This is a genomic window from Robbsia andropogonis (genome assembly GCF_000970345.1).
Taxonomy (GTDB): domain Bacteria; phylum Pseudomonadota; class Gammaproteobacteria; order Burkholderiales; family Burkholderiaceae; genus Robbsia; species Robbsia andropogonis.
The window spans coordinates 21,283-47,472 of the sequence record NZ_LAQU01000013.1 but is presented as its reverse complement, the minus strand read 5'-3'; the positions used below and the strand labels follow the sequence as shown (position 1 = coordinate 47,472).

The window sequence follows — 26,190 nt, the reverse complement described above, 5'->3', positions numbered from 1 at the left end:
ATGGCCGGCGCGCCGGCAGGATCCGCACCCGTCGAAATGGGGGTGTCACTCATCCTTCTGCTCCGGAAGCATCCACGGGCGGTTGTCCCCTGGACGGTTTCAACGAGCCGGCCTGCATGTCGAAACGGAATAGCCGGCATTCCAGTGCGCCGTTGTATAACGGCGTTTTTGCGATTCGCGCAGGCGCATCAGACCCGGTAACCCCCGGTCCGACGTGAGCACGAAAGCCCGCCAGTCCGTGAAGCGCTGCTTCAATGCATCGCCAAGCGCATGGAAGAATTCCGGATCGACCGATTCCTCGGCGCTCGGTTGGGCCCTGGAAAAACCACGGTCATCCCCGTTGCCGTCGCGGTTGCGCTCGATCCGCTCGCCGCGCGCATTGCGTCCACGCACCTCGATCCGTTCGCCATACGGCGGATTCGCGATCAGAATGCCCGGCACGTTCACCGGTGGTGTCATCGATCGCGCGTCCTGCTGCTTCAGCGTCGGCATCGGCAAGCCGGCACGCTCGAAATTCTGGCGCACCTTCTGCAGCATGTCGCCAGAAATATCGCTGCCGTAGATGCCCAGGTGCGCACGCGAGGACTTCGCCTTGCGGCGCAGATCCATCGCATCCACTTTCATCTGCTGCCAGGTGCCCACGTCATAGCCGCGCAGTTTCTCGAATGCGAAACGCCGGTCGCTGCCCGGAGGCACGCCGAGCGCCATTTGTGCCGCCTCGGCGATGAACGTGCCGCTGCCGCACATCGGATCGTAGAGCGTTTGCCCCGGCGCCCATCCCGACAGGCGCAGAATGCCCGCCGCCAAGTTTTCGCGCAGCGGCGCCGCGCCTTTGTCCAGACGCCAGCCCCGCTTGAACAACGGCTCACCCGAGGTATCCAGATACAGTGTGCAATGCGTGGCAGTCACGAAGGCGAACACGCGCACCTCGGGGTGCGCGGTATCGATATCCGGACGGCTGCCGGTTTTCTCGCGCAGACGGTCGCATATCGCATCCTTGATCCGGAGCGTCGTGAATTCAAGGCTCTTCAGCGGTGACTTGACCGCCGTGACGTCCACGCGCAACGTCTGGCGCGCCGAAAACCAGTCCTCCCACGCCTGGGCGAGAGCCAGCGCGAACACGTCGCGCTCGTCCTTGTACGAACCAGTGGCGATTTTCAGCAGTACACGGCTGGCAATGCGTGAATGCAGGTTGACGGCAAACGCGGCCGCCCACCCCCCACGGAAATGCACCCCACCAGGCGTTTCCGCACCCGGCACGATGCCAGCGGCAGCGCCGACGCCACCGGCCAGCTCGCGCAATTCCGCCGCTAACGGCCCTTCCAGGCCGCGCGGGCACGGTGCGAAAAAATCAAATTGAGGCATCGTATCGCTTGGTTCGGATAAAAATTAAAACGACTATGACCCGTCTGGCGGGCAGCGCATCAGGCCTGCTTTGGCAACGCCGCCATGACCTTGTCGACGATTTCATCGAGCGGCGGCGTGATGTCGATCGTGATGGCCTCCGCGCCATCGGGCACTTCCAGCGTGTCGACCTGGCTCTTCAGCAACGCCGGATCGAAGAAATGGTTGGCCCGCTTCGCCAGCCGTTGTTCGAGCAGCGCGAAGCTGCCGGACAAGTAAACGAAATACACGTCCTTGTCACCATTGCGCAAACGGTCGCGGTAGATCTGTTTTAGCGCCGAACAGGCGTAGACATGCGTCTCGCCGTTCGCGATGTTCTCGGCAATGGCCGCACGCATCGCATCCAGCCAAGGCCAGCGATCATCGTCGGTCAGAGGCGTGCCAGCCGCCATCTTTGCCTTGTTGGCCGCGCTATGGAACGCATCCGCGTCGGCAAAACCGCAGCCGAGGCGACGCGCAACCATCTGCCCCACGCTGGTCTTGCCCGAGCCAGACACGCCCATCACGATAATGATCATTGCCACACCCTCTTCTGTTGTTTTCCGATGTCGTAGACCGGCGTACCCGGCGCGTGGCGTCGCCACGCGCGGTGCCTCACGCGTTCTCGCGCAGCGGCCCGAGCGTTGTTGCTTCCTTCGCCAATTCGGTGATCCGCGCCCAATCCTTCGCGGCGACCGCTTCTTTGGGCGTCAACCACGAGCCGCCCACGCAAACCACGTTCGGCAAGGACAAAAATGTCGACGCCGACGCCTGGGTTACCCCTCCCGTCGGGCAGAAACGCAACGATGGGAACGGCCCATGAAGGGCGCTCAACATCTTCACGCCGCCGGCCTGTTCCGCTGGGAAAAACTTGACGATTTCGTAACCGGCGGCGATTGTCGCAAGAATATCGGACGGCGTCATCACGCCCGGCAACAACGGCAGCCCGGCATCCTTCGCGGCGCGGTCCAGATCAACGGTCAAACCTGGCGACACGCCGAATGTCGCCCCGGCGCGCACGGCCAATTCGCATTCCGCCGGGCGCGTCAACGTCCCCACGCCCACCGCGATATCGTCGGCAATCTTCGATGCCTCACGGATGACATCCAGTCCAACCTTGGTCCGCAACGTGATCTCGAGTACTTTGACGCCACCGTCGTACAGCGCCTTCGAGACCGCCAGCCCTTCCTCGACGCTGTCGAATTTCAGGACGGGAATCACCGGACCCATCTTCACGATCTGGTCCACGGTGAAACGCGTTGCCGATGCCTTGCCTGCCGTAGTGCCACTCATTGTCTCTCTCCTTGGCCCGTTGCGGGCTTTAATCATGCGCGTCGTAGAGGGTGTCGTCCAACCGCGCCCGGTGAGCGTGGGTATCGGTTTTTCCGTACCGCTGCGTCGTCAGGCACTTCCCGGCATCGCGCCAAAGACACCGGCGCCCGTCTCGGCGCTTGACGCCGCCTGCCGGAACACGGCGAACAGGTCGGTACCCAGGGTTGGCTTGCCCGAATCGGTCACGGGTGGCCGTTCGCAGGCGCGCGCCTGCCATTGCGCATCGTCCATGACCACCTCCAGTGTGCCTGCCTCGGCGTCCAGTTCAATCATATCCCCGGTGCGAAGCTTGCCGATCGGACCGTCGAGCAACGCCTCCGGCGATAAATGAATGACCGCCGGGACCTTGCCCGATGCACCGGACATCCGGCCATCCGTCAGCAGTGCCACATGGCGCCCCTTGTCCTGCAAGGAGCCGAGCAACGGCGTCAGTTGGTGCAGTTCCGGCATGCCGTTTGCCCGGGCGCCCTGAAACCTGACGACGGCAACGAAATCGCCGTCCAGTTCGCCAGCCTTGAACGCCGCCTGCACGGCTTCCTGTGAGTCGAAGACGATGGCGGGTGCCTGCACCTTGCGATGCGCCGGCGCCACCGCCGAGATTTTGATCACCCCACGGCCAAGGCGCCCCCGCATCAAACGCAAGCCGCCATCTGGTGAGAATGGGTCCGTCGCCGGACGCAACACCGCCGGGTCCAAGCTCTGCGCCACGGCATCCACCCAGATTGGCACGGGCGGCACGCGCGAGGCGATCGCGACGTCAGCACCGGGCTGGCGCGCCGTGCCATCCGATGCGATCGGTGCCGCCACTACCGCCGAAGCCTCGATCGGTGCCCCCGCTGCCGCCGCGCGAGCCGGCGTCTCCGACAAACGCGGCTCACGCGCGTACCGACGCAAGCCCGCGCCGACGACAGTGGTGACGTCCTCGTGCAGCAGACCCGCATCCAGCAATTCGCGGATCAGGAAGGCCATGCCGCCCGCCGCATGATAGTGATTCACGTCCGCCTTGCCATTCGGATAGATGCGGGCCAGCAACGGCACGATCTGCGACAGCGCATCGAAATCGTCCCAATCGATGACGATACCGGCTGCCCGTGCGATGGCGACCAGATGCAAGGTGTGATTCGTGGAACCGCCGGTGGACAGCAAGCCAACGATGCCGTTGATGACCGCCTTCTCGTCGACTACCCGGCCGATTGGCGTGTACTCGCCGCCATCGGCGGTGATCGCCAGCACCCGACGCGCGGCCTCCGCCGTCAGCGCATCGCGCAGCGGATCGTGCGGGTGGACAAATGCGGCGCCCGGCAAGTGCAGCCCCATCACCTCCATCAACAGTTGATTGCTGTTGGCGGTGCCGTAGAACGTACACGTGCCCTGGCCGTGATAGGCCGCCGATTCGGCTTCCAGCAGCGCGTCACGCCCCACCTCGCCGGTGGCGAACCGTTGTCGTACCTTCGCCTTCTCGTCGTTCGACAGGCCACTGGACATGGGGCCGGCGGGTACGAAGATCGTCGGCAGGTGCCCGAACTGCAAGGCACCGATCAACAGACCTGGCACGATCTTGTCGCAGACGCCCAGGCAGAGGGCCGCATCGAACATATTATGTGTCAGCGCCACGGCGGTCGACATCGCAATGGTCTCGCGCGAAAACAGCGAGAGCTCCATCCCGATGTTGCCCTGCGTCACGCCATCGCACATCGCCGGCACGCCACCGGCGAACTGGGCGGTGCCACCTGCTTCGCGCGCCGCACGCTTGATGATGTCGGGAAAACGCAGATACGGGGCGTGCGCCGACAACATTTCGTTATACGACGACACGATGCCGATATTCGGGGTTTTCAACGCCTTGATCGCAAATTTGTCGTCGCCTTCGATGGCCGCAAAGCCGTGAGCGAGATTCGCGCACGACAGCGCGCCGCGTATCGGAAAATGGCCCTGCGCGTTGTCGATCCGTTGCAAATAAACCTGGCGCGTGGGCGCACTGCGCGCCACCACGCGTTCCGTGACTTGGCGCAGCGTCGAGTGAATCGTGGGCATGGTTCTGTCTCCTGGTCGGATACCGGCAACAGGCCATCGTCATGTGGCCCGTTTGCATGCTTCCAGCGCGTGATTACACCTTCGGCACCGGTTCCAATTTTATAAAACACACGGCCGGACGGCGAACCGGTCGCATACCGGGGGCGTTGGGCGGGTCTTAAAAAGGTTTGAAAACGACGAGACAGACCGCGCTCAGCAAGCCCAGGACTGGAATCTCGTTGAAGATACGATACCACCGGTGGCCATGCCGGTTCTGCCCGGCTTCGAACTGGCGTAGCAATCGACCGCACAGGTGGTGATACACCAGGATCAACACGACCACCGCCAGTTTCGCATGCATCCATCCGGCGCCTTTGCCGATGCCGATGCCGAACATCAGGTAAAAACCCAGGACCAAGGCCGGTACGGCGATGATCGTCATGAAACGGTACAGCTTGCGTGCCATCAGCAGCAAGCGGTTCACCGCCGCCGGCTCGGTTTCCATCGCGAGGTTCACGAACAAACGCGGCAAGTAAAACAGCCCCGCGAACCAGGATGCGACAAAAACGATATGCAGCGATTTCGCCCAGAGATAAGCCATGCTGTCCTTTTTTCAGCAGCCGGTCGTTCCAATCCGAAAGAGGGGAACCACGAATGCGCCCTCAGGCGCGCTGTTCACCGTGTCCGAAAACGATATATTTCAGCGACGTCAGCCCTTCCAGACCAACCGGACCGCGCGCATGCAGCTTATCGTTCGAAATGCCGATCTCCGCCCCCAGACCGAATTCGAAACCGTCGGCGAAGCGCGTAGAAGCATTGATCATCACGCTGGCCGAATCCACCTCGCGCAGGAAGCGCATGGCGTGATCGTGGTGCTCGGTGATGATCGCTTCCGTGTGCGCGGAGCTATAGGTGTGAATGTGATCGATTGCCGCGTCCAGGTCGTCGACGATCCGCACCGACAAAATAGGCGCCAGGTATTCGGTGCGCCAGTCTTCCTCGGTGGCCGCGACGATGCGCGCCGCACCGTCCGGGCCCACTTCCCGCGTATCGACACCGCGCGACACCGGCAATCCGGCTTCCGCCAATGCATCCAGCGTACGCGTGCAACCACGCAGCGCGACGCCTTTTTCCAGCATCGCGCGGGCAATCGATGGCAGCAACGCGACCGGCGCCTGTGCATCCACCAGCAACGTTTCCATCGTGTTGCATGTGCCGTAGCGTTGCGTCTTGGCATTGACGCAGACGTTAACGGCCTTGGCCGAGTCCGCATGACGATCGACGAAGATGTGGCAGATGCCGTCGAGATGCTTGATCATCGGCACGCGCGCCTCAGCCATCAATCGGGCGATCAAGTTCTTGCCGCCACGTGGCACGATGACATCCACGTATTCGGTCATCGTGATCAGCGCGCCCACTGCGCGACGATCGGTCGTGCCCACGACCTGCACCGCATCGCGTGGCAAGCCGGTGGCGGCCAGCGCATCGGCAATCAGCGTTGCAAGCAAGGTGTTGCTGTCGATGGCCTCCGAACCGCCGCGCAGGATTGTCGCGTTCCCGGATTTCAGGCACAGCGCCGCCGCGTCGATCGTGACGTTGGGGCGCGACTCGTAGATGATGCCAATGACGCCCAGCGGCACCCTCATCCGGCCGACCTGGATACCGCTGGGCCGAATCTTCAGGTCCGACATTTCACCAATCGGATCGGACAGCGCCGCCACCTGGCGCAGACCTTCTACCATCGTACGCAACGCTTTCTCGGACAGCGTCAGCCGATCGATGAAAGCCGCATCCATCCCATTCGATGCGGCACGCGCCACATCACGCCGATTCGCCTCCGCGAGCGCGTCACGATGGGCGTCGATGCTGGCGGCAATGCGCAGCAGCGCGTCGTTTTTCAATGCGGTGGACGCCCGCGCCATCGCCCGCGAGGCCGTCCGCGCCCGCTTACCGATGGCCGCCATATAGGCCACGACGTCCGTATCCGGACAATCCGCTGCCGGAATCGCCGGCAGGGGCGACGCCACCGATGCGGACGTCGGCGCGGCCGGGTCGATCTCGGGAGGACGGACGAGTGTGGAGAGGAGCGTGGACATCGGCGTGATATCGGTTGATCGTACTTAAAACAAGTCTGTCATTGTAAGCCAATTGCGCCTTGGCACCGCTTTTCAACCGGCGAGCGCCGCATGGTGCGCGGGGCGCGGCGAGGCAATCCGCATCGCCAGTTCGAACAGACCGTCCCAGGCATCCCCTGGCAGCGCCGCATGCGGCGCCATTCCCCGGTCCGGATGCAGGCCTTTGACCTGCCGATCCAGGCGCGCGGCAATGGTCAACGCCTGTTCCAGCGTGGTTGCATCCAGCCGCTGCAGCGCTGGCCCGATAAGGCGTTCGCGCGGCCCCCAGACACGGTATTCGCGCAACAATGTCGCCAACGGCTTGCCCCCATCCATCCCGCGACGCACCCGGAGCAAGGTACGGATTTCTTCCGTGACCGCCCACAGCACGAGCACGGCAGCCTCGCCCTCACCGCGTAGCCCGTCGATCATCCGCATCAGACGGGCGACATCGCCGGTCAGCATCGCTTCGTTCAGCTTGAACACGTCGTAGCGCGCCACGTTCATCACCGCTGCCTGGATCTGTTCCAGCGACATCTCGCCCTCCGGATAAAGCAGGCCGAGTTTCTGAATTTCCTGGTGTGCGGCCAGCAGGTTACCCTCCACCCGCTCTACCATGAACTGCAGCGCTTGCCGCCCGGCCTCGCCGCCTGGCACACGCTGGCGTTGCATCGCCAGACGTTCACCAATCCATTGCGGCAGACGACTGCGATCGATCGGGTCGATCTTCAGCGCCACCCCTGCATCGCTCAGGGCGGTGAACCATGCACTCTTTTGCGTCGCGCCATCCAGGCGCGGCAACGTGACGAGGGTCACCGTATCCGGCTCCGCCGCGCCGTGGGCGTCGGCTGCCGATGACGCCAGCCGCTTCAGCGCATCGGCCCCCTCCTTGCCGGGCTTGCCGGAAGGAATGCGCAACTCGACGAGGCGCCGGTCACCGAACAGCGACATCGCCTGCGCCTCGCCCAGCAACGTGCTCCAATCGAAACCGCGCTCGACGGAATAGACCAGTCGCTCCGAACAACCCGCCGCGCGCGCGGCGCGGCGGATGCGATCGACGCACTCCTGCACCAGCAGGGGTTCGTCACCCCAGACCGTGTACAGCGGCTTGATGCCGCGGGCGAGTTGCGCGTCCAGCGCATCGGCGCGAATCAGCATCGGACCACGCTCACAACGGCGGTGTCGGCAGCGGTGCGCGTTGATTCACGCCCGGCGCCGGCGCGCGCGCTGGCGACATCGACTGCACCACATCCAGACGGCGTAACAGCTGGTCGACGATATCGCTTTCCATGTCCTTGTACAGCAACGTAGACTCGGTCGACTTCGCAAGTGCGTAAGTGGTGTTGTAGCCCATCGCCCGATTGACGCTCAGCGTACTCTGCGGAATCAACGTGACCCCGCTCGTGCTTGTCAACGAATACGTGGCGGACGTCGTCAACTGATATTCCTGCGTGACGCCGTTGACATCAAAGCTGAGCGAGTTCTGCCCGCGGCCCAGCGACACCGACAGGATCGCGTCCGCATCCTTTGCCGTATTGACAATCCGGGTGTCGCTACCGGATTCGATCAGGCGCTTCATCCGCGTCTGCATTTCCGCCGACAGATTGCCGGTAATCAACAAATGCTTGAACGGGTAGTTGTGGCTCCCGCGCAATTGGAAACCGCAGGCCCCCACCGCCAATAACATGGCCAGGCCAGCCACCATGCCGACCCACCGTCCCCAGATGCCGCCCGCTGCGTGCTGCGTTGCTGCTGTCTTCACAATGATCCCTTCACGTTGACGCTTTCCGATCCCGTCCGATGCGGTGCCTGTCATTGGACACGGCACCGCACGCGGATCAGGCGACGATATTGACCAGCCGACCCGGCACCACCACCACTTTCTTCGGCGGCTGACCGTTACCAAATCGCGCGAACATCTCATGTGCCAACGCCGCCGCTTCGATCGACTCACGGCTAGCGTCCTTCGCCACCGTCAAGGCGCCGCGGACCTTGCCATTGATCTGCAGCACCAGCTCGATCTCCGAGACCTCCAGCGCCTTGTCATCCACCTGCGGCCAAGGCGCATCCAGCAAATCGCCAGCCTCCCGTGCATAGCCCATTTCCTGCCAGAGCGCATGCGTCACATGCGGCACCACTGGATACAGCACGCGCAACAGGACACCATACGTCTCGCGCAGGACCGCCGCGCCGTTCGCCCCTTCGGCCAGCACGTCGACACGCGCCTGATCAATCGCGTTCAACATCTTCATAGCGGCCGATACCACGGTGTTGTACTGAATCCGCTGATAATCAAAATCCGCCTGGCGAAGCACCGTATAAATCTCGCGACGCAGCGTCTTCTGTGCATTGCCCAGCGTGCCGGCCTCGTCCAATGCACCCGCCGACGCAATGATGTCGCGCGTGGCATGACCGAATGCCCACAGGCGACGGAGGAAGCGGCTCGCCCCTTCCACGCCGCTGCCCGACCATTCGAGTTGCTGCTCGGGCGGCGCGGCGAACATCGTGAATAACCGCGATGTATCGGCGCCATGCGAATCGATCAGTGATTGCGGGTCTACGCCGTTGTTCTTCGACTTCGACATCTTCTCGACACCACCAAGCTGCACCGGCTGGCCGTCCACCTTCGACACGGCGCCCGTCGGGCGCCCCTTGTCGTCGGTCATCACGTCGACGTCCAGCGGATTGAACCACACCTTCTTGCCGGTGGCATCGTCGCGGAAGAACGTGTCGTTCAGCACCATGCCCTGCGTCAGCAATCGCTTTGCCGGTTCATTGAAGCTGACCAGTCCCAGGTCGCGCATCACCTTCGTCCAGAAACGCGAATACAGCAAATGCAGGATCGCATGCTCGATGCCGCCGATGTATTGGTCCATCGGCATCCACTGCTCGGTGCGTGCGTCGACCATCGTCGGCGCGTCCGGGCAGGTGTAGCGCGAGAAGTACCAGGCCGAATCGACGAAGGTGTCCATCGTATCGGTTTCGCGTTTCGCCGCGGCGCCACACTTCGGGCAGGTCGTGTTCACGAATGCCGCGGACTTCGCCAACGGATTGCCGCTGCCGTCCGGCACCAAGTCTTCGGGTAATACCACCGGCAGTTGTTCTTCCGGCACCGGCACGTCGCCGCAGTGATCACAATGGATAATCGGGATCGGCGTGCCCCAGTAACGCTGGCGGGAGATACCCCAGTCCCGGAGGCGCCACGTTGTCTGCTTATCGCCAAAACCACCCGCTTGCAGGTCCGCCGCAATCGCTTCCACCGCTTGCCCAGGCGTCAGGCCGTCATATTTGCCGCTGTTGATCAGCGTGCCCTGTCCCTTGTCGCCATACCACTCCTGCCACGCGGTATCCGAATAGATCTGCCCCTCCACCTGTACAACCTGGCGGATCGGCAGGTCATAGCGGCGCGCGAACGCGAAATCGCGTTCGTCGTGCGCGGGCACCCCCATCACGGCACCCTCGCCATAACTCATCAGCACATAGTTACCAATCCACACTTCGACCGGCGCACCCGTCAGCGGATGCGCGACGAAGAACCCGGTGGCCATCCCTTTCTTTTCAGCGGTGGCCATGTCGGCTTCCGCGACGCTGCCGCTCTTGCATTCGTCGATGAATGCCTGCAATTCGGGCTTGTCCCGCACCAGACGTGTTGCCAGTGGATGTTCCGCGGCAATGGCGCAAAACGTCACACCCATGATCGTGTCCGCACGCGTGGTGAAGACGCGCAATAGCGCCTTCTGGCCATCGATCTCGTAAGGGAAACCGAAATTGACGCCAAAGCTCTTGCCAATCCAGTTCTGCTGCATCACCTTGACGCGCTCGGGCCATTCGAGGCCTTCAAGATCGTCCAGCAAGGCGTCCGCGTAGTCAGTGATCCGCAGGTAGTACATCGGGATCTCGCGCTTTTCCACCACGGCACCGGAACGCCAGCCACGACCGTCGATCACCTGCTCGTTCGCGAGCACGGTCTGATCAATTGGATCCCAGTTGACGGTGCCGGTTTTCTTGTACGCGATGCCCTTTTCCAGCATTTTCAGGAACAACCACTGGTTCCACTTGTAATAGTCCGGGCTGCAGGTGGTCACCTCACGCGACCAGTCGATTGCCAGCCCCATCGCCTGCATCTGCTTCTTCATGTAGGCAATGTTGTCGTACGTCCACTTCGCCGGCGGAACGTTGTTCGCGATCGCGGCGTTTTCCGCCGGCATGCCGAACGCGTCCCACCCCATCGGCATCAGCGTGTTATAGCCGTTCATCCGCAGATAGCGGTACATCACGTCATTGATCGTGTAGTTCCGCACATGGCCCATGTGCAATTTCCCCGACGGATAGGGCAGCATCGACACGCAATAGAATTTCTTGCGCGCGTTGTCTTCACGGGTCAGATAGGCGTCGGTGTCGCGCCAATGCTGCTGGGCGGCGGACTCGACTTCGGCGGGAACGTATTTCTCTTGCATGGCGTGTGGTCGGGCGAAGCGGCGAACGCGCCGGCCAGACACGCCATTGCAGGCAGCGTCCGGGCAGCGCGCCGCAAGGGCGATCGGATCAGCGCCGCTCCATCATGAGCGGCGTCTTGATGACTATTGTCGGCGTAAAACCCGGATTATACCGTGCCTGCCGTACCCGCAAGCACCGTCTGCAGGCCGGTCCAGCCGGGTAGGGTCAGGCGCGCACCGGCGCCACGTGACGCTCAGTGGTTCGGCTGCAATGGCAGCTCGGATGCTGATCCGGGGCCGGAGTGGATGTCGAGCGTCGATCCGGGGCCAGCCGCCGCCCCACCAGTCGGCGTGTCGACGACGAAGCCGAATCGGGTCAGGCCCACGCGTTGTGCGGCCGCCATCACCTCCGCGATGCGTGCATAGGGGGTGCGCTGATCGGCCTGCAGCGCGATCTGCGGCTGCGGATCTCGGGCGGCAGCCGCCCGCAATCGCGCATCCAAGCCCGCTGCATCAACCGCCGCCCCGTTCCATTGCCGCGCCCCGTTCACGTCGATCGAAATGGTGATCGTCGGCGGCGTCGGCTCCGCTGGGCCCGGTGACCGTGGTGCCAGCGCCGTCTTCGGCAATTGCAGTCCGATCTGACGTGGCGCCAGCGACGAGGCCAGGATAAAGATTACCAGCAGCACCAACATCACATCGATCAGCGGCGTCATATTGATGATCGCCAGCGGCCCCGGACCGTAGCGGCCCGAGGCACTGGATTGTTCGGTGCCTCCGTCTTGCCCATTGCCGTGCGGATCGAAGCCACCGAACCCCATCAGCTGCTCCTGCTCACACCGGACAGCCGCTGCAAATCGCCGGCAAAACCGTCCAGGACCTCATGCAGCAACCGTCCCGAACGGCCAAGCAAATTGTAGGCAACCAAAGCCGGGATGGCGACGACCAGTCCCAACGCGGTCATGATCAACGCTTCCCCCACCGGACCGGCGACAGTGGTGATCGACGGCTGGTCCGTGCCAGCGATACCGATCAACGCATGATAGATGCCCCATACCGTACCCAGCAGGCCCACGAATGGCGCGGCGCCGGCAATCGTCGCGAGCCAGGTCTGACCGGCGTCGATGCGACGTTGCAGCACCAGAAGGACCTCTCGCAATGCGCGCGTGACGCGATCGGCATGCGAGGCACGGGAGGCCAGCGACGAAGGCGGGCGAGACGGCGAGCCAGAGGCCGCGGGCACCGGCATCGCGGGAGAGCCGGCCTCTGACGCAGGCCCGGTTGACGCATCGGCCGACGTCGCATGATTTGCAACGGTCGCCGATGGCGCGGGCGCGGGGACGGGCGCGTGATCGGGAAACAGCGCGGCCAGCGCCAGCGGGGAAAGCCACGCATCGGCGCTGGTTTTCTGCAACGTTTGCAACGCTGCCTCGGGACTCGTTTCACGCCAGAACCGCGCGATCGCAGGGTCCACGCCGCGGCGCGCGCCACGGAGATTCCAGGCTTGATACAGCGCGATGATCCAGCTCAGCAGCGACATGGCCAACAGCAATAGCGCCACGACGTGGGTCACCACGTCGCCCTCTTCCCAATACTGCATCAGACCGGACATGGCGGTCATTGCGCTCTCCGAAGCGGCCGGCCCGCTTGCACGGTCGGCCGACGCTTGACTTACTTGAGGCCCAGCACGTCCTGCATATCGAACAGACCAGCCGGCTTGCCTTGCAGGAAACGCGCGGCGCGCACCGACCCTTGCGTATAAGCCACCCGATTCGCCGATTTGTGCGTGATCTCGATCCGCTCGCCAATACCGGCGAACATCACCGTATGCTCACCGATGATGTCCCCGCCGCGAATGGCCGAGAAACCAATCGTCGACGGGTCGCGTTCGCCGGTCACGCCGCTGCGACCGAATACACCACATGCGTCGAGGTCGCGACCGAGCGCCTGCGCGATTACCTCGCCCATCGCCAACGCCGTACCGGAAGGCGCATCCACCTTGTGCTTGTGATGCGCCTCGATGACTTCGATGTCATAGCCGGTCGCCAACAACCGTGCCGCGACATCGAGCAGTTTGAACGTGATATTGACACCCACGCTCATATTCGCGGAAAACACGATCGGAATCGTTCGCGCCGCCTGCTGGATCGCCGCCTTGCCCGCGGCATCGAATCCGGTAGTGCCTATCACCACGGCCTTCCGCAGCCGCGTGGCCGCTTGCAGCAACGCAAGCGTGCCGTCGGGGCGCGCAAAATCGATCACCACATCCGATACCGCCAGAACGGCATCGACATCCGCCGAAATCGGCACCCCGGTATCGCGGCCCAGGAATGCGCCGGCATCGCGGCCCAGCGCGGCGCTGCCGCCCGAGGCCAGCGCACCGGACAACGTCAGATCCGTTGCATCTAGGACGGCTTCGATCAACATGCGGCCCATGCGGCCGCTCGCACCTGCAATGGCAATATTCATCTGGAAAGGTCGCTGTCAGTCCGTGATCGCGTCAATTGGCGGACGTGCCGGACGCTGGCGTGGCGTCATCGGCGCCGGGCGGACGCGCCAGCAACGACGACCCACCCGCCGGCCGCAGATGGTTCGGCGTGGTCAGATGAAATTGCGGTTCCGGCGTCGCCTGCACCGGCGACGCCGGACCCGCACGGACGACGTTGGACTGCGGGACGTTCGGCGCCCGTACCGTCACGGCGGGCGTCGATGCCGCCAACGCGTTGTTCGCGGCATCGGCGGCACGCTGGTTGGCCGGCACCGCACCGGCGCTTGCCGGCACGACCGCCGCCGGGGTGGAAGCCCCCGCGGCCGCCTGCGCCTTGGCCTCGCTGGCGCGCTGACTCTGCCGCTCGCGCAGCCAGTTACGTTCACTTCGAGAGCTGTCGATCATCTCGATCAGGTCCTGATTCGACGGCAGGTCGCTGGTACCGCTCCAACCGACGACCTTATCACCATCGAAATTGACCACGACGTCACGTTGTTCGACAACGGCCGTCGAGCCCCGCTTGAAGTAGAAAATGTAATCCCAACGTTCTGGGTGGAACATATCCGTCAGCAGCGGCGTGCCGAGCGCGGCGCGCACTTCGTCCCGCGTCATGCCCACGCGCAGCTTGGCTGCCGCGTCGCTGGAGACGAAATTGCCCTGCACGATCGTCACGCGATACGGCGTCACATGCTGCACGATCCGAGCCGTCACGCTGTTGTACGCCGAACAGCCTGCCAGAACGGAAGCGCCCAGCGCAGCGGCCAGCGCCGCCAGGCGCATCTTATGCTTGTACGAAGTCATTGAACCTCATCATTGAAGCCGTTTTGTTCCATCCGGTCGCCTGCGGCCGTCCGCCCGACCACCCGGCCGATCGGTCGCTTCCGCCTGCGATCATCCCCCGACAGCAGCCCGCATTGCGGTCTTTTCATCCGGTAGCATCCGGCGACACGAAAACCCATTATTATTGGGGCCTCGTATTGTACTCTAGGCAGAATCAGCGATGACCAATCCATCCGACCTCAAAAGCAAGGGACTGAAAGCGACGCTGCCGCGCATGAAGATCCTCGACATCTTCCAGAGCAACGGCGACCGACACTTGACGGCGGAAGATGTCTACCGCGAGCTGATCCATGACGAGCTGGATATCGGACTGGCGACCGTCTACCGCGTCCTGACCCAGTTTGAACAGGCCGGCATGCTGTCGCGCTCCACGTTCGAATCAGGCAAGGCCGTGTTCGAACTGAAAAAGGACCATCACGACCACCTGGTCTGCGTCGACTGCGGACACGTCGAAGAATTCTTCGATGCAGAGATCGAGAAACGGCAGCATAACATTGCCGAGCAGAAAGGTTTCAAGTTGCAGGATCATGCATTGGCGCTTTACGGAACCTGCACCCGCGAACACTGCCCGAATCGGAAGGCTTAAGCACGGAAATGCCCTGCAACCGCGGGCAACCGCATGGCTTCGCGGCGTAATACGGTGAAAAATTAAAAAAGGGAAGGAACGCCGGCGTGACCGGTATTCCTTCCCTTTTTTAACGGCAATGGACTTTTCTGTACGGTCCTATCGCTCTCGGCAACCGCGGCAGTGCCATGAACCGGCAGCACTTGCGCCGGAATCGACTGCTGCGCTCGCTGGCCATTCCGGCCGAGGCACGCCCGCCCAACCACACTGATCAAACAGGCGTGCCCGATACTTACTTTGCCGTGGCGAAGGCTACCGTCGTGTCGAGCATCCGGTTCGAGAAGCCCCATTCGTTGTCGTACCAGCTCGAAACCTTGACCAGGTTGCCCGTCACCTTCGTCAGCGTGGCATCGAACGTCGACGACGCCGGGTTGTGGTTGAAATCGACCGACACCAATGGTGCCGTGTTGTAGGCAAGGATACCCTTCAACGGACCCGATTCCGACGCTTCCTTCAGGATCGCGTTCACTTCGTCGACAGTCGTGTCGCGCGCCGCAACGAACGACAAGTCGACGATCGACACATTGATCGTGGGTACGCGAATCGCGTAACCGTCCAGCTTGCCGTTCAGTTCCGGCAGCACCAGACCCACCGCGGCTGCCGCACCGGTCTTCGTCGGAATCATGCTGTGCGTCGCGGAACGCGCACGGCGCAGATCCTCATGGTAGACGTCAGTCAGGACCTGATCGTTCGTGTAGCTATGGATCGTCGTCATCAAACCGCTGACCACGCCCAGCTTGTCATGTAGCGGCTTGACCAGAGGGGCCAGGCAGTTAGTCGTGCACGATGCATTCGAGATGACGGTGTCGCTGGCCTTCAGCACGCCATGGTTCACGCCATAGACGATCGTGGCGTCCACGTCCTTGCCGCCCGGCGCGGAAATGATGACCTTCTTCGCCCCCCCTTTCAGGTGGGCACTGGCCTTTTCCTTCGTCGTGAAGAAGCCGGTGCATTCCAAGACCACATCGACGCCCAGCTCGCCCCACGGCAATTCCGCGGGATTACGGTTTGCCAATACCTTGATCTTGTCGCCGTTGACGACAAGATACTCGCCCTCGACCGACACGGTTCCAGGGAAACGGCCATGGGCCGTGTCGTACTGCGTCAGATGCGCATTGGTATTGGCATCGCCGAGGTCATTGATGGCCACGATCTCGATGTCGTGTTTCTTGCCACCTTCGTAGAATGCGCGCAGGGTGTTACGGCCGATCCGGCCATACCCGTTAATTGCAACACGAACCGTCATGGTACGTCTCCTATCGATTGAAAAAAATCAGTCGAGCACCGTCTTCACGGCATTCACCACATTGTCGACGGTGAAGCCGAAGTGCTGGAACAGCACTGGCGCCGGGGCCGATTCGCCGAACGTGTCGATACCGACCACGCCGCCCTCGAGGCCCACGTATTTGCGCCAGAAGTCGCTGACTCCCATTTCGATCGCGACCCGTGCCACGCCCTTCGGCAGCACGCGTTCACGGTATGCGGCATCCTGCCGGTCAAACACATCGGTCGACGGCATGGACACGACCCGGGCGCCGATGCCTACCTGCTGCAAGGCCTCCACAGCCTCCATCGCCAGACCGATTTCGGAACCGGTGGCCAGCAGGATCACTTTACGTGCCGGGATTTCTTCATTCCAATCCCGCAGCACATAGCCGCCACGAGCAATATTGGCAATCTGCGCATCGCTGCGCGCTTGGAACGGCAGGTTCTGCCGGCTGAAAATCAGCGCGGCAGGTCCGTCCTTGCGCTCAACGGACTGCGTCCACGCCACCGCGGACTCGACCGTATCGCATGGACGCCATACATCCAGATTCGGAATCAGACGCAGGCTGGCAACGTGTTCGATCGACTGGTGTGTCGGACCGTCCTCACCCAAGCCGATCGAATCGTGCGTGAACACGAACAGGGACCGTGCCTTCATGAGGGCCGCGACACGCAATGCATTGCGGCTATAGTCCGAGAACGTCAGGAACGTGCCGCCGAACGGGACGAAGCCGCCATGCACCGCGATGCCGTTGATCGCGGCGCTCATACCGAATTCGCGTACACCGTAGTTGATGTAGTTGCCACCCTGCGTACCCTCGGCGCTGCCGCGGACCGGCTTGGCAGCTTTCCAGTTCGTCAGGTTCGAACCCGTCAGATCAGCGGAACCGCCAAGCAGTTCCGGCAGCACCGCAGCCAAGCCCTCGATCGCCTGTTGCGAGGCTTTACGCGTGGCCACCGTCTCGGCCCGGCCATTGGCACCTTCGACGATCGCGGCGGCTTTCTCGGCCCAATCGGCCGGCAGCGCACCACGCATCCGACGCTCGAACTCCGCTGCCTCGGTCGGGAAGGCGGCCCGGTAGGCGGCAAAACGCGTATCCCACTCGGACTCCGCTTGCTTACCGGTTTCACGCGCATCCCATGCCGCATAAATTTCCTCCGGCACGTCAAATGCCGGGTATGGCCAGCCCAGCGCCTGGCGCGTGGCCGCGATCTCGTCCGCACCCAGGGCAGCGCCGTGAACATCGTGTGTACCGGCCTTGTTCGGCGAACCCTTGCCGATGACGGTCTTGCAGCAGATAAGCGACGGCTTGCCCGAGGCCTTGGCCGCGGTGATCGCCGCGTCGACCGCATCGATGTCGTGACCGTCCACACCGCGTACGACATGCCAGCCATACGCTTCGAAGCGCCTCGGGGTATCGTCGCCGAACCAGTATTCGACGTGACCGTCGATCGAAATCCCGTTGTCGTCGTACAGCACGACCAGCTTCGACAAGCCCAGCGTGCCCGCCAGCGAGCAGACCTCGTGCGAGATCCCTTCCATCAGGCAACCGTCACCGACGAAGGCGTAGGTATGGTGATCGACGATATCGTGGCCTGGGCGATTGAATTCCCGTGCCAGCAGCACCTCGGCCAATGCCATCCCGACAGCGTTCGCGATGCCTTGGCCCAATGGACCCGTGGTCGTCTCGACACCCGCGGTGATGCCCCACTCCGGGTGTCCAGGCGTCTTGCTATGCAGTTGACGGAATTGCTTCAGTTCACCGATCGGCAAGTCATAGCCGGTCAGATGAAGCAATGCATACAGCAGCATCGACCCATGACCGTTCGAGAGGACGAAACGATCACGGTCGAACCAGAGCGGATTCGAGGGATTGTGCTTCAGGTGCTTCTGCCAGAGCGCCACGGCGATTTCCGCCATGCCCATCGGCATGCCCGGGTGACCCGATTTGGCCTTTTCGACGGCGTCGATCGCAAGAAAGCGAATGGCGTTGGCGAGGGGCGTCGTCGGGCTACTGGTCTGAAGAGTCATGGTGTCGAGAGCTGGCGCCGCTGCGAGCCAGGGCGGATCGCCCGTCGGCGGCAAAAGCCGCGCCGTGCGCGTCGCGCCCCGGCCGACGTCGGCGCGGGATGCATGGAGAATACGTCCACGATACGTCCCCACCGGTTGCCTGCATTCACGATTCGCGGCACATGCCGTGACGAAAGCACACACCAGTCGGGCTCTCCATTCTATCAGAACCCCCGGTGTAGAATGGCCGCATGTCCAGCCCCCGATTCTTTGTCGATCTGCCGCTCAGCACCGGCACATCGCTAACGCTTCCCGCCGAAACCGTCCGGCATCTGCAAGTCCTGCGACTACGCGAAGGCGATTTGCTGACCGTATTCAACGGCGACGGCAACGCCTATGACGCGCGGCTCGATGCCCTGGAAAAACGCAGCGCGCACGCCACCGTGCTGACTGCAACGGTGAATGCCGCTGCCGCGGAGCCACCCTACCGGATCGATCTGGTGCAAGGCGTGGCGAGCAACGAAAAGATGGACTGGCTGATCGAAAAGGCCGTGGAACTGGGGGTCGACACGATCACGCCGATACTCGCGCACCGCAGCGTCGTCAAGCTACAAGGCGAGCGGCTCGAACGGCGGCACGCCCACTGGGAAGCACTGGTGCGGGCGGCGTGTGAGCAATGTGGGCGCAATGTGATCCCGACGGTGCGGGTCCCGCAGCCGTTCGATCGCTGGTTGGAGGCAACGACGCGGAACACGGCGGAGACAAGCGGCTCGCAAGAGGGTGCGCTCACGCCATTGCGCTGGTTGCTATCACCGCGCGCTGCAACCACGTTCGCCGAACTGCCAATCACGCCCCCCGCCGCGCCGATCCAGTTATGGATCGGTCCCGAGGGGGGGTGGTCCATGGAAGAAGAGGCTGCCGCGCGCGCGGCCGGTGTCACCGCGCTATCACTCGGGCCGCGGGTGTTACGCACTGAAACCGCCGGCATGGCCGTCCTCGCCGCGTTGGCCGGACGCTGGGGCGGATGGTGACACCGCGTTGCAACAAGAGATCAGATAAACGAGTAGAACACCCGGAAGGACACGCTCCGTTCCGCCCAGAACTCGGACGCTTCGCGAAAAACGTCCAACAGGTTCTCACGGGCTTCCTTGTCGAACTTTTGCACAGCCGGCAAGCTATCCAGGACGATCACAAAACCCGTCTGACGTCCTGACTTGGCAACCAGATCCGTCAGCGAGTCGTATAACGCATCGAAATTCTTCCCAAAGTGCTTCGGGAAATAAAACGCGCGTGAAATGGCTTCCAGTACTTCGGCTTTCGTGTTCGCCGCGGAGCAATCGGCATAGAAGAAATGCTGGTCCAGGCGCTTCGCCTGTTCGGCGAGATCGACGATGCGGAACGCGCGGATCGACTGCACGATGTTTGACCGCACCGTGCGAAACATGTCGACCGTCGTGTCGTCGGGTGCGCTCGGAGCCGCCGGCTGGCGCTCCACCGCACTATCGCGCAGTGACATGACCCGCCGAAACAGGTTCAAGTCGCTACGCCCGAAAAGATCAACTGCGACCACGGTCTCTTGCGCAGAATGGTTGCCGCTCATACCGTTGTCATCCCTGGATTCGTTTGAAACTACTGTAATGGTCGTCCGAGTAGAAACAGGCATCTGGCTGTCTCGGTGGCCCGCCACACACAATGCGCCGCGCTCCGCGATCCCTCGCGCGCGGCGTTGGCACCGTATACTCCCGATAATAGCCGCGGGGTTCGCGCGGCAGCAACTTTTCGCGGTTGCCGAAAACGATGCCGTCCTTGTCATACCGGAACGGCCCGCCATCACGAATCTGGATCAATACCCGCTGCGCCTCAAGGGGTAAGGCGTGCTTCTCGAGCGTTGGCCCCGCGAACGTCGCCGCACCGTTCGGGTCCCCCGCGTCGCCATTTTCGGAGTAGCGCGACTGCCGCGCATCGGCGGCCGCAACGATCCGCAACCCCTGCCCATGCACGCCAAACCCGGCAGCCGGCAAACCGTCGACGGCGCTCCCCGTTCCAACACCTAACCAGGCAAACGCCATCAACGCCGCTGCCGCGGTACGGGCCGCCCACTTCCCCATGCTAAGACACCAGCCAGGCGGCCGAGTTCATCGCCGCATTAGAAAAACCGCGAAATAATACGCGCCAAGGCGTTAGCCTACCCCGAAGGCACAAGCAAATCAATCAGATATCGGAATTTACGACGATTGCGACGCGCACCATGAGGTGACGGTTGTCCCCGCACGACGGGGGACGGAAGGGAGTAAAGCGAAACGTGTCGATCACGAAAATAACCGACACATGCGCGCGATCAATGCCGCAGTTCCTCGGCAACGATATCCGCCACCAGCAACGCTGCCATGTTGACGATTCGTCGCACCGTCGCAGATGCCGTCAGAATATGCACCGGCTGCTTTGCACCCAGCAAGATCGGACCGATCGCTACATTGTTGCCGGCGGCGACTTTCAACAGGTTATAGGCAATATTTGCCGAGTCTATATTCGGCATGACCAGTAGATTCGCGTTACCTTGCAACGTGGAATCCGGCAATTGGTCCGCACGCAATTGCGCGTCCAATGCGACATCGCCGTGCATTTCGCCGTCCACGTCCAGATCCGGTGCTGTTTGCTGCAGGATCTCCAGCGTATCGCGCATCTTCTGCGCGCTTGGACCCTTGCTTGATCCAAAATTCGAATGCGACAACAGTGCGATCTTCGGCTCGATGCCGAAACGGCGCACTTCCTCGGCCGCCATGATCGTGATTTCGGCCAGTTCCGCCGGTGTCGGATCATAGTTGACGTGGGTATCCACTAGGAAAATCTGGCGCCCTGGCAGCAGCAGCGCATTCATCGCCGCGTAGACGGTCGCGCCTTCCCGTTTGCCGATTACCTGGTCGATAAAGTGCAGATGGCGATGCGTGGTACTGATCGTGCCGCAAATCAGGCCTCGCGCCTCGCCTTTCTTCACCAGCATCGAGCCGATCAGCGTGGGACGACGACGCATTTCCAGCTTGGCCGATTGGGCGGTCGTGCCTTTACGGGCCTGCATCTTGTGATACGTCTGCCAATAGTCGCGATAGCGTTCGTCGAACTCCGGATTGACGATACGGAAGTCCTGATCCTGAACCAGACGCAGTCCATAACGCGTAATGCGTTGCTGGATAACCGCGGGACGACCCACGAGGATCGGGAAGCAGATCTTCTCGTCCACCAGGATCTGCACCGCGCGCAGGACCCGCTCTTCTTCCCCTTCGCTGAACACGATGGTCTTCTGCTCCGGCGTGGCGGCGCGCGCCACCTGGAACACCGGCTTCATGATCGTGCCGCTTTGATAGACGAACTGCTGCAGATGCTGTTCGTAGGCGTCCATGTCCTCGATCGGCCGCGTGGCCACGCCGTCGAGCATGGCCGCCTTTGCAACCGCCGGTGCGATCTTCACGATCAGGCGCGGGTCGAATGGCTTGGGAATAAGATACTGCGGACCAAACGACAGGTCTTCGATGCCGTAGGCCGTGGCCACCACGTCACTTTGTTCCTGGCGGGCCAATTCGGCGATCGCATTGACGACGGCGATTTCCATGTTCTTTGTAACCGTGGTCGCGCCGACATCCAGTGCACCGCGGAAGATGAACGGGAAACACAGGACGTTGTTAACCTGATTCGGGTAGTCGGTGCGGCCGGTGGCGATGATGGCGTCCGGCCGCACTTCCAGCGCCGCCTCCGGCATGATTTCTGGATTGGGATTCGCCAGCGCCAGGATCAGCGGATCCTTCGCCATCTTCGCGACCATCTCCGGCTGCAACACGCCACCGGCCGACAGGCCCAGAAAAATATCGGCGCCTTCAATCGCTTCGGCCAAGGTCCGATGCGAGGTATCGCTCGCGAACTGCTCCTTCTTGGGGTCCATCAGTTCGGTGCGACCTTTGTACACCACCCCGGCCAGGTCGGTCACGATGATGTTCTCGAGCTTCAACCCGAGATCGAGCAGCAACTCCAGACAGGCGAGCGCCGCCGCGCCGGCGCCGGACGAGACGAGCTTGACTTCCGAAATCGGCTTGCCGACCACTTTCAAGCCGTTCGTCACTGCCGCGCCCACGACAATCGCCGTGCCGTGCTGGTCATCGTGAAAGACCGGGATCTTCATCCGCTTGCGGCATTCGCTTTCGACGACGAAGCAGTCCGGTGCTTTGATGTCTTCGAGGTTGATACCGCCGAACGTCGGCTCCAGCGCCGCGATCACGTCCACAAGCTTATGCGGGTCCATTTCGTTCAGCTCGATGTCGAATACATCGATACCGGCAAATTTCTTGAATAGAACAGCCTTGCCTTCCATCACCGGCTTGGACGCCAGCGGACCGATATTGCCCAGCCCCAGCACCGCCGTACCGTTCGATACCACCCCCACGAGATTGCTGCGGGCCGTGAACCGCGCCGCATTCAACGGGTCCTTGACGATTTCCTCACACGCGGCGGCAACGCCGGGCGAGTACGCCAGCGCAAGGTCACGCTGGTTTATCAGTTGTTTCGTCGCGGCGATGGCGATCTTGCCCGGCGTCGGAAATTCGTGGTAATCGAGCGCGGCTTCGCGCAGTTTGGCATTGACGGGTGTGGACATGAGAACCTGGCAGAAAGCGGTCGCGTAACGACCAAAAAGCAAAGACGATCCAACAGCAGCCTGGCGACAGCATCGCCACCGACGATATTGCCACGATCGTTGCAACGGCGGTCACTGACACTGCCGCTCCTTGCCCGTCATCGTGCATCCGGCATCCTGTAATCGAAACCTTGCGCCATCAGGAGAAACAGCGCGCCGACGTCGCGGGCACCCCACCCAAAGCGGGCCGCGCGCAGACGCCAAAAGATCAACGCGTCGGCGCATTGTAGCGCCAATTGTTCCAACAAATATGAGCATCGCTGCGTGAAATACGCTATTGCACCATCGTGCAAGCGGTATTGCTGCGTCGCAGCAGCGTCGTGATTCACATAAGGCGTAAGGGGCGATCGCCGTGGCATCGTCCGCGTTGCGCGTTACGTCCCACCACCCTCCCCGATGTATTGCCATGGGCCGCGCATCGGTGCGGCAAACCGCCTGGGACGCGATCTTACAAAGACATCTGGAGACCGCCGGCGCAACCACCCTGTCCGCCGCGACATGAATGCGGGCACAATACCGGGCGAGGCAGTCCATGTCGCCGATCCGCGTTTTCCACTTTCGACAGACCGCCCACGCAGGGCGAGTCCCCCAGTCCGCATGCCAACAGAATTCGAACTGATCGATCAGATTTTCTTGCGCCGCGCGCGTGCGGCGCGCGTGCGCGCCGAAGTGCATGCCGCCCGCGACGGGTCCGCGCCGTCTCGCTTGCGTTCCACCCGCCTCGGCATCGGCGACGATTGTGCGCTGCTGGACCTGCCTGCGGGACAGTCGTTGGCGGTGTCGACGGATATGCTGGTCTGCGGCCGCCATTTCCTGCCTGACGTCGATCCGCGCAAGCTCGGTCACAAGGCGCTGGCGGTCAATCTGTCGGATTTGGCGGCGATGGGTGCCACTCCGATGGCATTCACCTTGTCGCTGGCTCTGCCACCGGAGATCGCGGCCGATGTGAATTGGCTCGATCGCTTTGCGGAAGGGCTGTTTGCGTTAGCGGAACCGCACGGCTGCGAATTGATCGGGGGTGACACGACAGCCGGTCCGTTGACGATCAGCATCACGATCTTCGGCGCCTTGCCGCATGGTGCCGCACTGCGGCGTGACGCGGCACGCGCAGGCGACGACATCTGGTTATCAGGGACATTGGGCGACGCACGGCTGGCATTGGGGCTGATGCGTCAGGACTGGCCACTGACCACGCTTGGCACGTCCGACGCTGCCGGGACGCTGGCAGCGGTACGCACCGCGATGGAGGCGCCGCAACCACGCATTGCGCTAGGGGAGCAATTGCGCGAACTGGCGCATGCGGCGATCGATCTCTCGGATGGCCTCGCCGGGGACCTGGCACACATCGCGCGGCGCTCCGGCCTGGTGGCCGTCGTCGACGTTGATGCCGTGCCCCGCTCGGGATGGTTGGCCGCGTGCGCACCCGAAATCCAGAAGGTCTGCACGTTGAGTGGCGGCGACGATTACGAACTGTGCTTCACGGCACCGATCGCATCGCGCGCGGCGTTGGAAGCCCTGAACGCTCACGGTTCGATCGATGGTGTCGCCCTCACCCGGGTCGGTACGATGCGGGCACCGGAAACCGCCGCGGCGTCGCCAACCGGCACGCCAAGCGATATGCCCGCGACGCATCATGAATCAATGCGCTCAGGCGCATCCGAGGACGCCTTGGCATCCCGTGCCGTGATCGAGGATATACGCGACACCACCGCGCCGCTACGACTCGCGACGGGCACCCTGAATCAGGCAGGTCAGGTACACTGGGTCGCCTCCGACGGTACCCCTCTTTCTCTTTCGCTGACCGGTTTCGATCACTTCGATGCAGCCTGACCCTACTCTCTCCGATACACAGGCACGCGTCGAGCGCCAGCCCGCGACGCTGCGTTTCATGCTGTCTCATCCGGTACATATCGCCTCGCTGGGTTTCGGCAGCGGGCTTTCGCCGATCATGCCCGGCACCTGCGGCACGTTGTTCGGCTGGGCCGCGTTTGCCGTGCTCCAGCCGTGGTTGTCCAACACGGCCTGGGCGCTGTTGATCCTGATCGGCTTCCTGGCCGGCATCGGCTTCTGCGGCTTTACCGCGCGCCGCATGAATGTGCCGGACCCGGGACCCGTCGTATGGGACGAGGTCATCGCGATATGGCTGGTCCTGTGGCTCGCCGCACCAACGGGTTTCGCTGCGCAATTGCTTGCCTTCGCCGTGTTCCGCTTTTTCGATATGGTCAAGCCACCGCCGATCCGTTGGTTCGACCAGCGTTTGAAAGGCGGCTTCGGCATCATGTTCGACGATATCGTGGCCGCGTTTTTCGCGTTGCTGGTCCTGGCGATCGGACATCGTCTGTTCGGCTAGCGTGGCCGATACGATCCGTCCCGTGCGCCCTTGTTTCTCGCTTACCAGGAGGAAACGCCGATGTCCTCAGACACGCTTACTGTTGACTTGACGATCGCAGAGGCTGCACCACCACCATCGTATGACGCACTGGCTCAGCAAGCGGCCCAATTAGGACAGCAGCTGATTCAGCGCGGCTGGACGGTGGCGACGGTCGAATCATGCACCGGCGGCTTGATCGCCGCTGCGCTCACGGAAGTGGCGGGAAGCAGCGCGTGGTTCGAGCGGGGCTTCGTGACCTATTCGAATGCCGCGAAAACCGGCGCGGTGGATGTCGCCACCGCGCTGATCGATACGCATGGCGCGGTCAGCGAACCGGTGGCGGCGGCGATGGCGCGTGGCGGGTTATTGGCGAGCCAGGCTCGGATAACGGCATCGGTCACCGGCGTCGCGGGACCCAGCGGTGGCAGCGCCGAGAAACCAGTGGGAACGGTTTGCTTCGGGTGGGCCTATCGATCGGCGGAAAATACGGCGCCAGTGGTCCACACGGTCACCTGTCACTTCGATGGTGATCGTGCGTCCGTTCGGCGGCAAAGCGCGCGGCATGCACTGCATGGTCTGGCGCTGCTCGTCTCGCACACTACGACGGGCACATGAAGCACGGCAAACCAC

General features: G+C 62.7%; 23 protein-coding genes and 1 pseudogene. 5 read left to right on the top strand and 19 right to left on the bottom strand.

The features are described from left to right. Positions 1 to 49 precede the first annotated feature (49 nt). The 13 genes and pseudogenes from WM40_RS13575 to WM40_RS13515 all read right to left on the bottom strand — a co-directional run bounded on the left by WM40_RS13575 (position 50) and on the right by WM40_RS13515 (position 14,567). Positions 50 to 1,365, bottom strand: a pseudogene (locus tag WM40_RS13575) (THUMP domain-containing class I SAM-dependent RNA methyltransferase). A 59-nt stretch (positions 1,366 to 1,424) separates the two neighbouring features. Next, a complete protein-coding gene (locus tag WM40_RS13570) occupies positions 1,425 to 1,922 on the bottom strand; it encodes a gluconokinase (RefSeq protein ID WP_024901808.1) in 498 nt (165 codons plus the stop codon). 76 nt (positions 1,923 to 1,998) lie between these two features. Further along, on the bottom strand, positions 1,999 to 2,676 hold the full coding sequence (eda, locus tag WM40_RS13565) for a bifunctional 4-hydroxy-2-oxoglutarate aldolase/2-dehydro-3-deoxy-phosphogluconate aldolase (RefSeq protein WP_024901809.1): 678 nt from the start codon (positions 2,674 to 2,676) through the stop codon (positions 1,999 to 2,001). 108 nt (positions 2,677 to 2,784) lie between these two features. Continuing rightward, complete coding sequence (locus WM40_RS13560) at positions 2,785 to 4,749, bottom strand: dihydroxy-acid dehydratase domain-containing protein (RefSeq protein ID WP_046153103.1); 1,965 nt, start codon at positions 4,747 to 4,749, stop codon at positions 2,785 to 2,787. 157 nt (positions 4,750 to 4,906) lie between these two features. After that, a complete protein-coding gene (locus tag WM40_RS13555; protein ID WP_024901811.1) occupies positions 4,907 to 5,329 on the bottom strand; it encodes a CopD family protein in 423 nt (140 codons plus the stop codon). A gap of 61 nt (positions 5,330 to 5,390) precedes the next feature. Beyond that, positions 5,391 to 6,824, bottom strand: a complete 1,434-nt coding sequence (locus WM40_RS13550) for a glutamate-5-semialdehyde dehydrogenase (protein ID WP_081764745.1) — start codon at positions 6,822 to 6,824, stop codon at positions 5,391 to 5,393. A 72-nt stretch (positions 6,825 to 6,896) separates the two neighbouring features. After that, positions 6,897 to 8,000 (bottom strand): DNA polymerase III subunit delta, encoded by a 1,104-nt coding sequence (holA, locus tag WM40_RS13545; RefSeq protein WP_046153102.1) that lies wholly within the window; start codon positions 7,998 to 8,000, stop codon positions 6,897 to 6,899. Positions 8,001 to 8,010: 10 nt separating this feature from the next. Continuing rightward, on the bottom strand, positions 8,011 to 8,547 hold the full coding sequence (locus WM40_RS13540; protein ID WP_024901813.1) for an LPS-assembly lipoprotein LptE: 537 nt from the start codon (positions 8,545 to 8,547) through the stop codon (positions 8,011 to 8,013). A 133-nt stretch (positions 8,548 to 8,680) separates the two neighbouring features. Further along, positions 8,681 to 11,299 carry a leucine--tRNA ligase gene (gene leuS, locus WM40_RS13535; RefSeq protein ID WP_046153101.1) on the bottom strand — a complete coding sequence of 873 codons (2,619 nt, stop codon included), beginning with the start codon at positions 11,297 to 11,299 and terminating at the stop codon, positions 8,681 to 8,683. 233 nt (positions 11,300 to 11,532) lie between these two features. Beyond that, positions 11,533 to 12,099, bottom strand: coding sequence for an ExbD/TolR family protein (locus tag WM40_RS13530; protein ID WP_024901815.1), 567 nt, complete (start codon positions 12,097 to 12,099; stop codon positions 11,533 to 11,535). Beyond that, positions 12,099 to 12,899, bottom strand: a complete 801-nt coding sequence (locus WM40_RS31430; protein WP_046153100.1) for a MotA/TolQ/ExbB proton channel family protein — start codon at positions 12,897 to 12,899, stop codon at positions 12,099 to 12,101. Before WM40_RS31430 ends, WM40_RS13530 begins: the two co-directional genes overlap by 1 nt. Before the next feature lie 50 nt (positions 12,900 to 12,949). Next, the gene (gene dapB, locus WM40_RS13520; protein ID WP_024901817.1) at positions 12,950 to 13,747 is read right to left on the bottom strand and encodes a 4-hydroxy-tetrahydrodipicolinate reductase; all 798 of its coding nucleotides are present in this window, start codon (positions 13,745 to 13,747) and stop codon (positions 12,950 to 12,952) included. A 31-nt stretch (positions 13,748 to 13,778) separates the two neighbouring features. Then, positions 13,779 to 14,567 (bottom strand): outer membrane protein assembly factor BamE, encoded by a 789-nt coding sequence (locus tag WM40_RS13515; RefSeq protein WP_052738318.1) that lies wholly within the window; start codon positions 14,565 to 14,567, stop codon positions 13,779 to 13,781. Between the two features lie 199 nt (positions 14,568 to 14,766). Between WM40_RS13515 and fur the strand changes: the two genes are divergently transcribed. Further along, positions 14,767 to 15,192: a ferric iron uptake transcriptional regulator gene (fur, locus tag WM40_RS13510; RefSeq protein ID WP_046153099.1), complete on the top strand. Its 426-nt coding sequence runs from the start codon at positions 14,767 to 14,769 to the stop codon at positions 15,190 to 15,192. Between the two features lie 271 nt (positions 15,193 to 15,463). Here the strand turns inward: fur and gap are convergent, their stop codons facing one another. After that, on the bottom strand, positions 15,464 to 16,477 hold the full coding sequence (gene gap / locus WM40_RS13505) for a type I glyceraldehyde-3-phosphate dehydrogenase (protein WP_024901820.1): 1,014 nt from the start codon (positions 16,475 to 16,477) through the stop codon (positions 15,464 to 15,466). Positions 16,478 to 16,504: 27 nt separating this feature from the next. Further along, on the bottom strand, positions 16,505 to 18,583 hold the full coding sequence (tkt, locus tag WM40_RS13500; protein ID WP_024901821.1) for a transketolase: 2,079 nt from the start codon (positions 18,581 to 18,583) through the stop codon (positions 16,505 to 16,507). 176 nt (positions 18,584 to 18,759) lie between these two features. On the opposite strand from tkt, the gene WM40_RS13495 reads away from it, so the two are divergent. Beyond that, on the top strand, positions 18,760 to 19,539 hold the full coding sequence (locus WM40_RS13495; RefSeq protein WP_024901822.1) for a 16S rRNA (uracil(1498)-N(3))-methyltransferase: 780 nt from the start codon (positions 18,760 to 18,762) through the stop codon (positions 19,537 to 19,539). A gap of 20 nt (positions 19,540 to 19,559) precedes the next feature. Here WM40_RS13495 and WM40_RS13490 read toward each other — a convergent pair whose 3' ends face one another. From WM40_RS13490 to WM40_RS31425, 4 genes are all read right to left on the bottom strand, one after another. Beyond that, the gene (locus WM40_RS13490) at positions 19,560 to 20,108 is read right to left on the bottom strand and encodes a barstar family protein (RefSeq protein ID WP_024901823.1); all 549 of its coding nucleotides are present in this window, start codon (positions 20,106 to 20,108) and stop codon (positions 19,560 to 19,562) included. Positions 20,109 to 20,115: 7 nt separating this feature from the next. Continuing rightward, positions 20,116 to 20,577, bottom strand: a complete 462-nt coding sequence (locus tag WM40_RS13485; protein WP_024901824.1) for a ribonuclease — start codon at positions 20,575 to 20,577, stop codon at positions 20,116 to 20,118. 269 nt (positions 20,578 to 20,846) lie between these two features. Further along, a complete protein-coding gene (locus WM40_RS13480; protein ID WP_046153098.1) occupies positions 20,847 to 23,150 on the bottom strand; it encodes an NADP-dependent malic enzyme in 2,304 nt (767 codons plus the stop codon). A 137-nt stretch (positions 23,151 to 23,287) separates the two neighbouring features. Further along, positions 23,288 to 23,518: a hypothetical protein gene (locus tag WM40_RS31425; RefSeq protein WP_046153097.1), complete on the bottom strand. Its 231-nt coding sequence runs from the start codon at positions 23,516 to 23,518 to the stop codon at positions 23,288 to 23,290. A gap of 268 nt (positions 23,519 to 23,786) precedes the next feature. Here WM40_RS31425 and thiL point away from each other — a divergent pair, with 268 nt between their 5' ends. From thiL to WM40_RS13460, 3 genes are read left to right on the top strand one after another with little or no spacing between them, the layout of a single operon-like run. Beyond that, positions 23,787 to 25,019, top strand: coding sequence for a thiamine-phosphate kinase (thiL, locus tag WM40_RS13470; protein ID WP_024901827.1), 1,233 nt, complete (start codon positions 23,787 to 23,789; stop codon positions 25,017 to 25,019). Beyond that, on the top strand, positions 25,009 to 25,539 hold the full coding sequence (locus tag WM40_RS13465) for a phosphatidylglycerophosphatase A family protein (RefSeq protein WP_024901828.1): 531 nt from the start codon (positions 25,009 to 25,011) through the stop codon (positions 25,537 to 25,539). Before thiL ends, WM40_RS13465 begins: the two co-directional genes overlap by 11 nt. Positions 25,540 to 25,599: 60 nt before the next feature. Next, complete coding sequence (locus WM40_RS13460) at positions 25,600 to 26,175, top strand: CinA family protein (RefSeq protein ID WP_082102699.1); 576 nt, start codon at positions 25,600 to 25,602, stop codon at positions 26,173 to 26,175. Positions 26,176 to 26,190: the final 15 nt, after the last annotated feature.

Coding starts and splice junctions, on each gene's coding strand:
- WM40_RS13570 (WP_024901808.1), bottom strand. CDS start 1,922: ATGATCATTATCGTGATGGGCGTGTCTGGCTCGGGCAAGACCAGCGTG.
- eda (WP_024901809.1), bottom strand. CDS start 2,676: ATGAGTGGCACTACGGCAGGCAAGGCATCGGCAACGCGTTTCACCGTG.
- WM40_RS13560 (WP_046153103.1), bottom strand. CDS start 4,749: ATGCCCACGATTCACTCGACGCTGCGCCAAGTCACGGAACGCGTGGTG.
- WM40_RS13555 (WP_024901811.1), bottom strand. CDS start 5,329: ATGGCTTATCTCTGGGCGAAATCGCTGCATATCGTTTTTGTCGCATCC.
- WM40_RS13550 (WP_081764745.1), bottom strand. CDS start 6,824: ATGTCCACGCTCCTCTCCACACTCGTCCGTCCTCCCGAGATCGACCCG.
- holA (WP_046153102.1), bottom strand. CDS start 8,000: ATGCTGATTCGCGCCGATGCGCTGGACGCGCAACTCGCCCGCGGCATC.
- WM40_RS13540 (WP_024901813.1), bottom strand. CDS start 8,547: ATGGTGGCTGGCCTGGCCATGTTATTGGCGGTGGGGGCCTGCGGTTTC.
- leuS (WP_046153101.1), bottom strand. CDS start 11,299: ATGCAAGAGAAATACGTTCCCGCCGAAGTCGAGTCCGCCGCCCAGCAG.
- WM40_RS13530 (WP_024901815.1), bottom strand. CDS start 12,099: ATGGGGTTCGGTGGCTTCGATCCGCACGGCAATGGGCAAGACGGAGGC.
- WM40_RS31430 (WP_046153100.1), bottom strand. CDS start 12,899: ATGACCGCCATGTCCGGTCTGATGCAGTATTGGGAAGAGGGCGACGTG.
- dapB (WP_024901817.1), bottom strand. CDS start 13,747: ATGAATATTGCCATTGCAGGTGCGAGCGGCCGCATGGGCCGCATGTTG.
- WM40_RS13515 (WP_052738318.1), bottom strand. CDS start 14,567: ATGACTTCGTACAAGCATAAGATGCGCCTGGCGGCGCTGGCCGCTGCG.
- fur (WP_046153099.1), top strand. CDS start 14,767: ATGACCAATCCATCCGACCTCAAAAGCAAGGGACTGAAAGCGACGCTG.
- gap (WP_024901820.1), bottom strand. CDS start 16,477: ATGACGGTTCGTGTTGCAATTAACGGGTATGGCCGGATCGGCCGTAAC.
- WM40_RS13495 (WP_024901822.1), top strand. CDS start 18,760: ATGTCCAGCCCCCGATTCTTTGTCGATCTGCCGCTCAGCACCGGCACA.
- WM40_RS13490 (WP_024901823.1), bottom strand. CDS start 20,108: ATGAGCGGCAACCATTCTGCGCAAGAGACCGTGGTCGCAGTTGATCTT.
- WM40_RS13485 (WP_024901824.1), bottom strand. CDS start 20,577: ATGGCGTTTGCCTGGTTAGGTGTTGGAACGGGGAGCGCCGTCGACGGT.
- WM40_RS13480 (WP_046153098.1), bottom strand. CDS start 23,150: ATGTCCACACCCGTCAATGCCAAACTGCGCGAAGCCGCGCTCGATTAC.
- thiL (WP_024901827.1), top strand. CDS start 23,787: ATGCCAACAGAATTCGAACTGATCGATCAGATTTTCTTGCGCCGCGCG.
- WM40_RS13465 (WP_024901828.1), top strand. CDS start 25,009: ATGCAGCCTGACCCTACTCTCTCCGATACACAGGCACGCGTCGAGCGC.
- WM40_RS13460 (WP_082102699.1), top strand. CDS start 25,600: ATGTCCTCAGACACGCTTACTGTTGACTTGACGATCGCAGAGGCTGCA.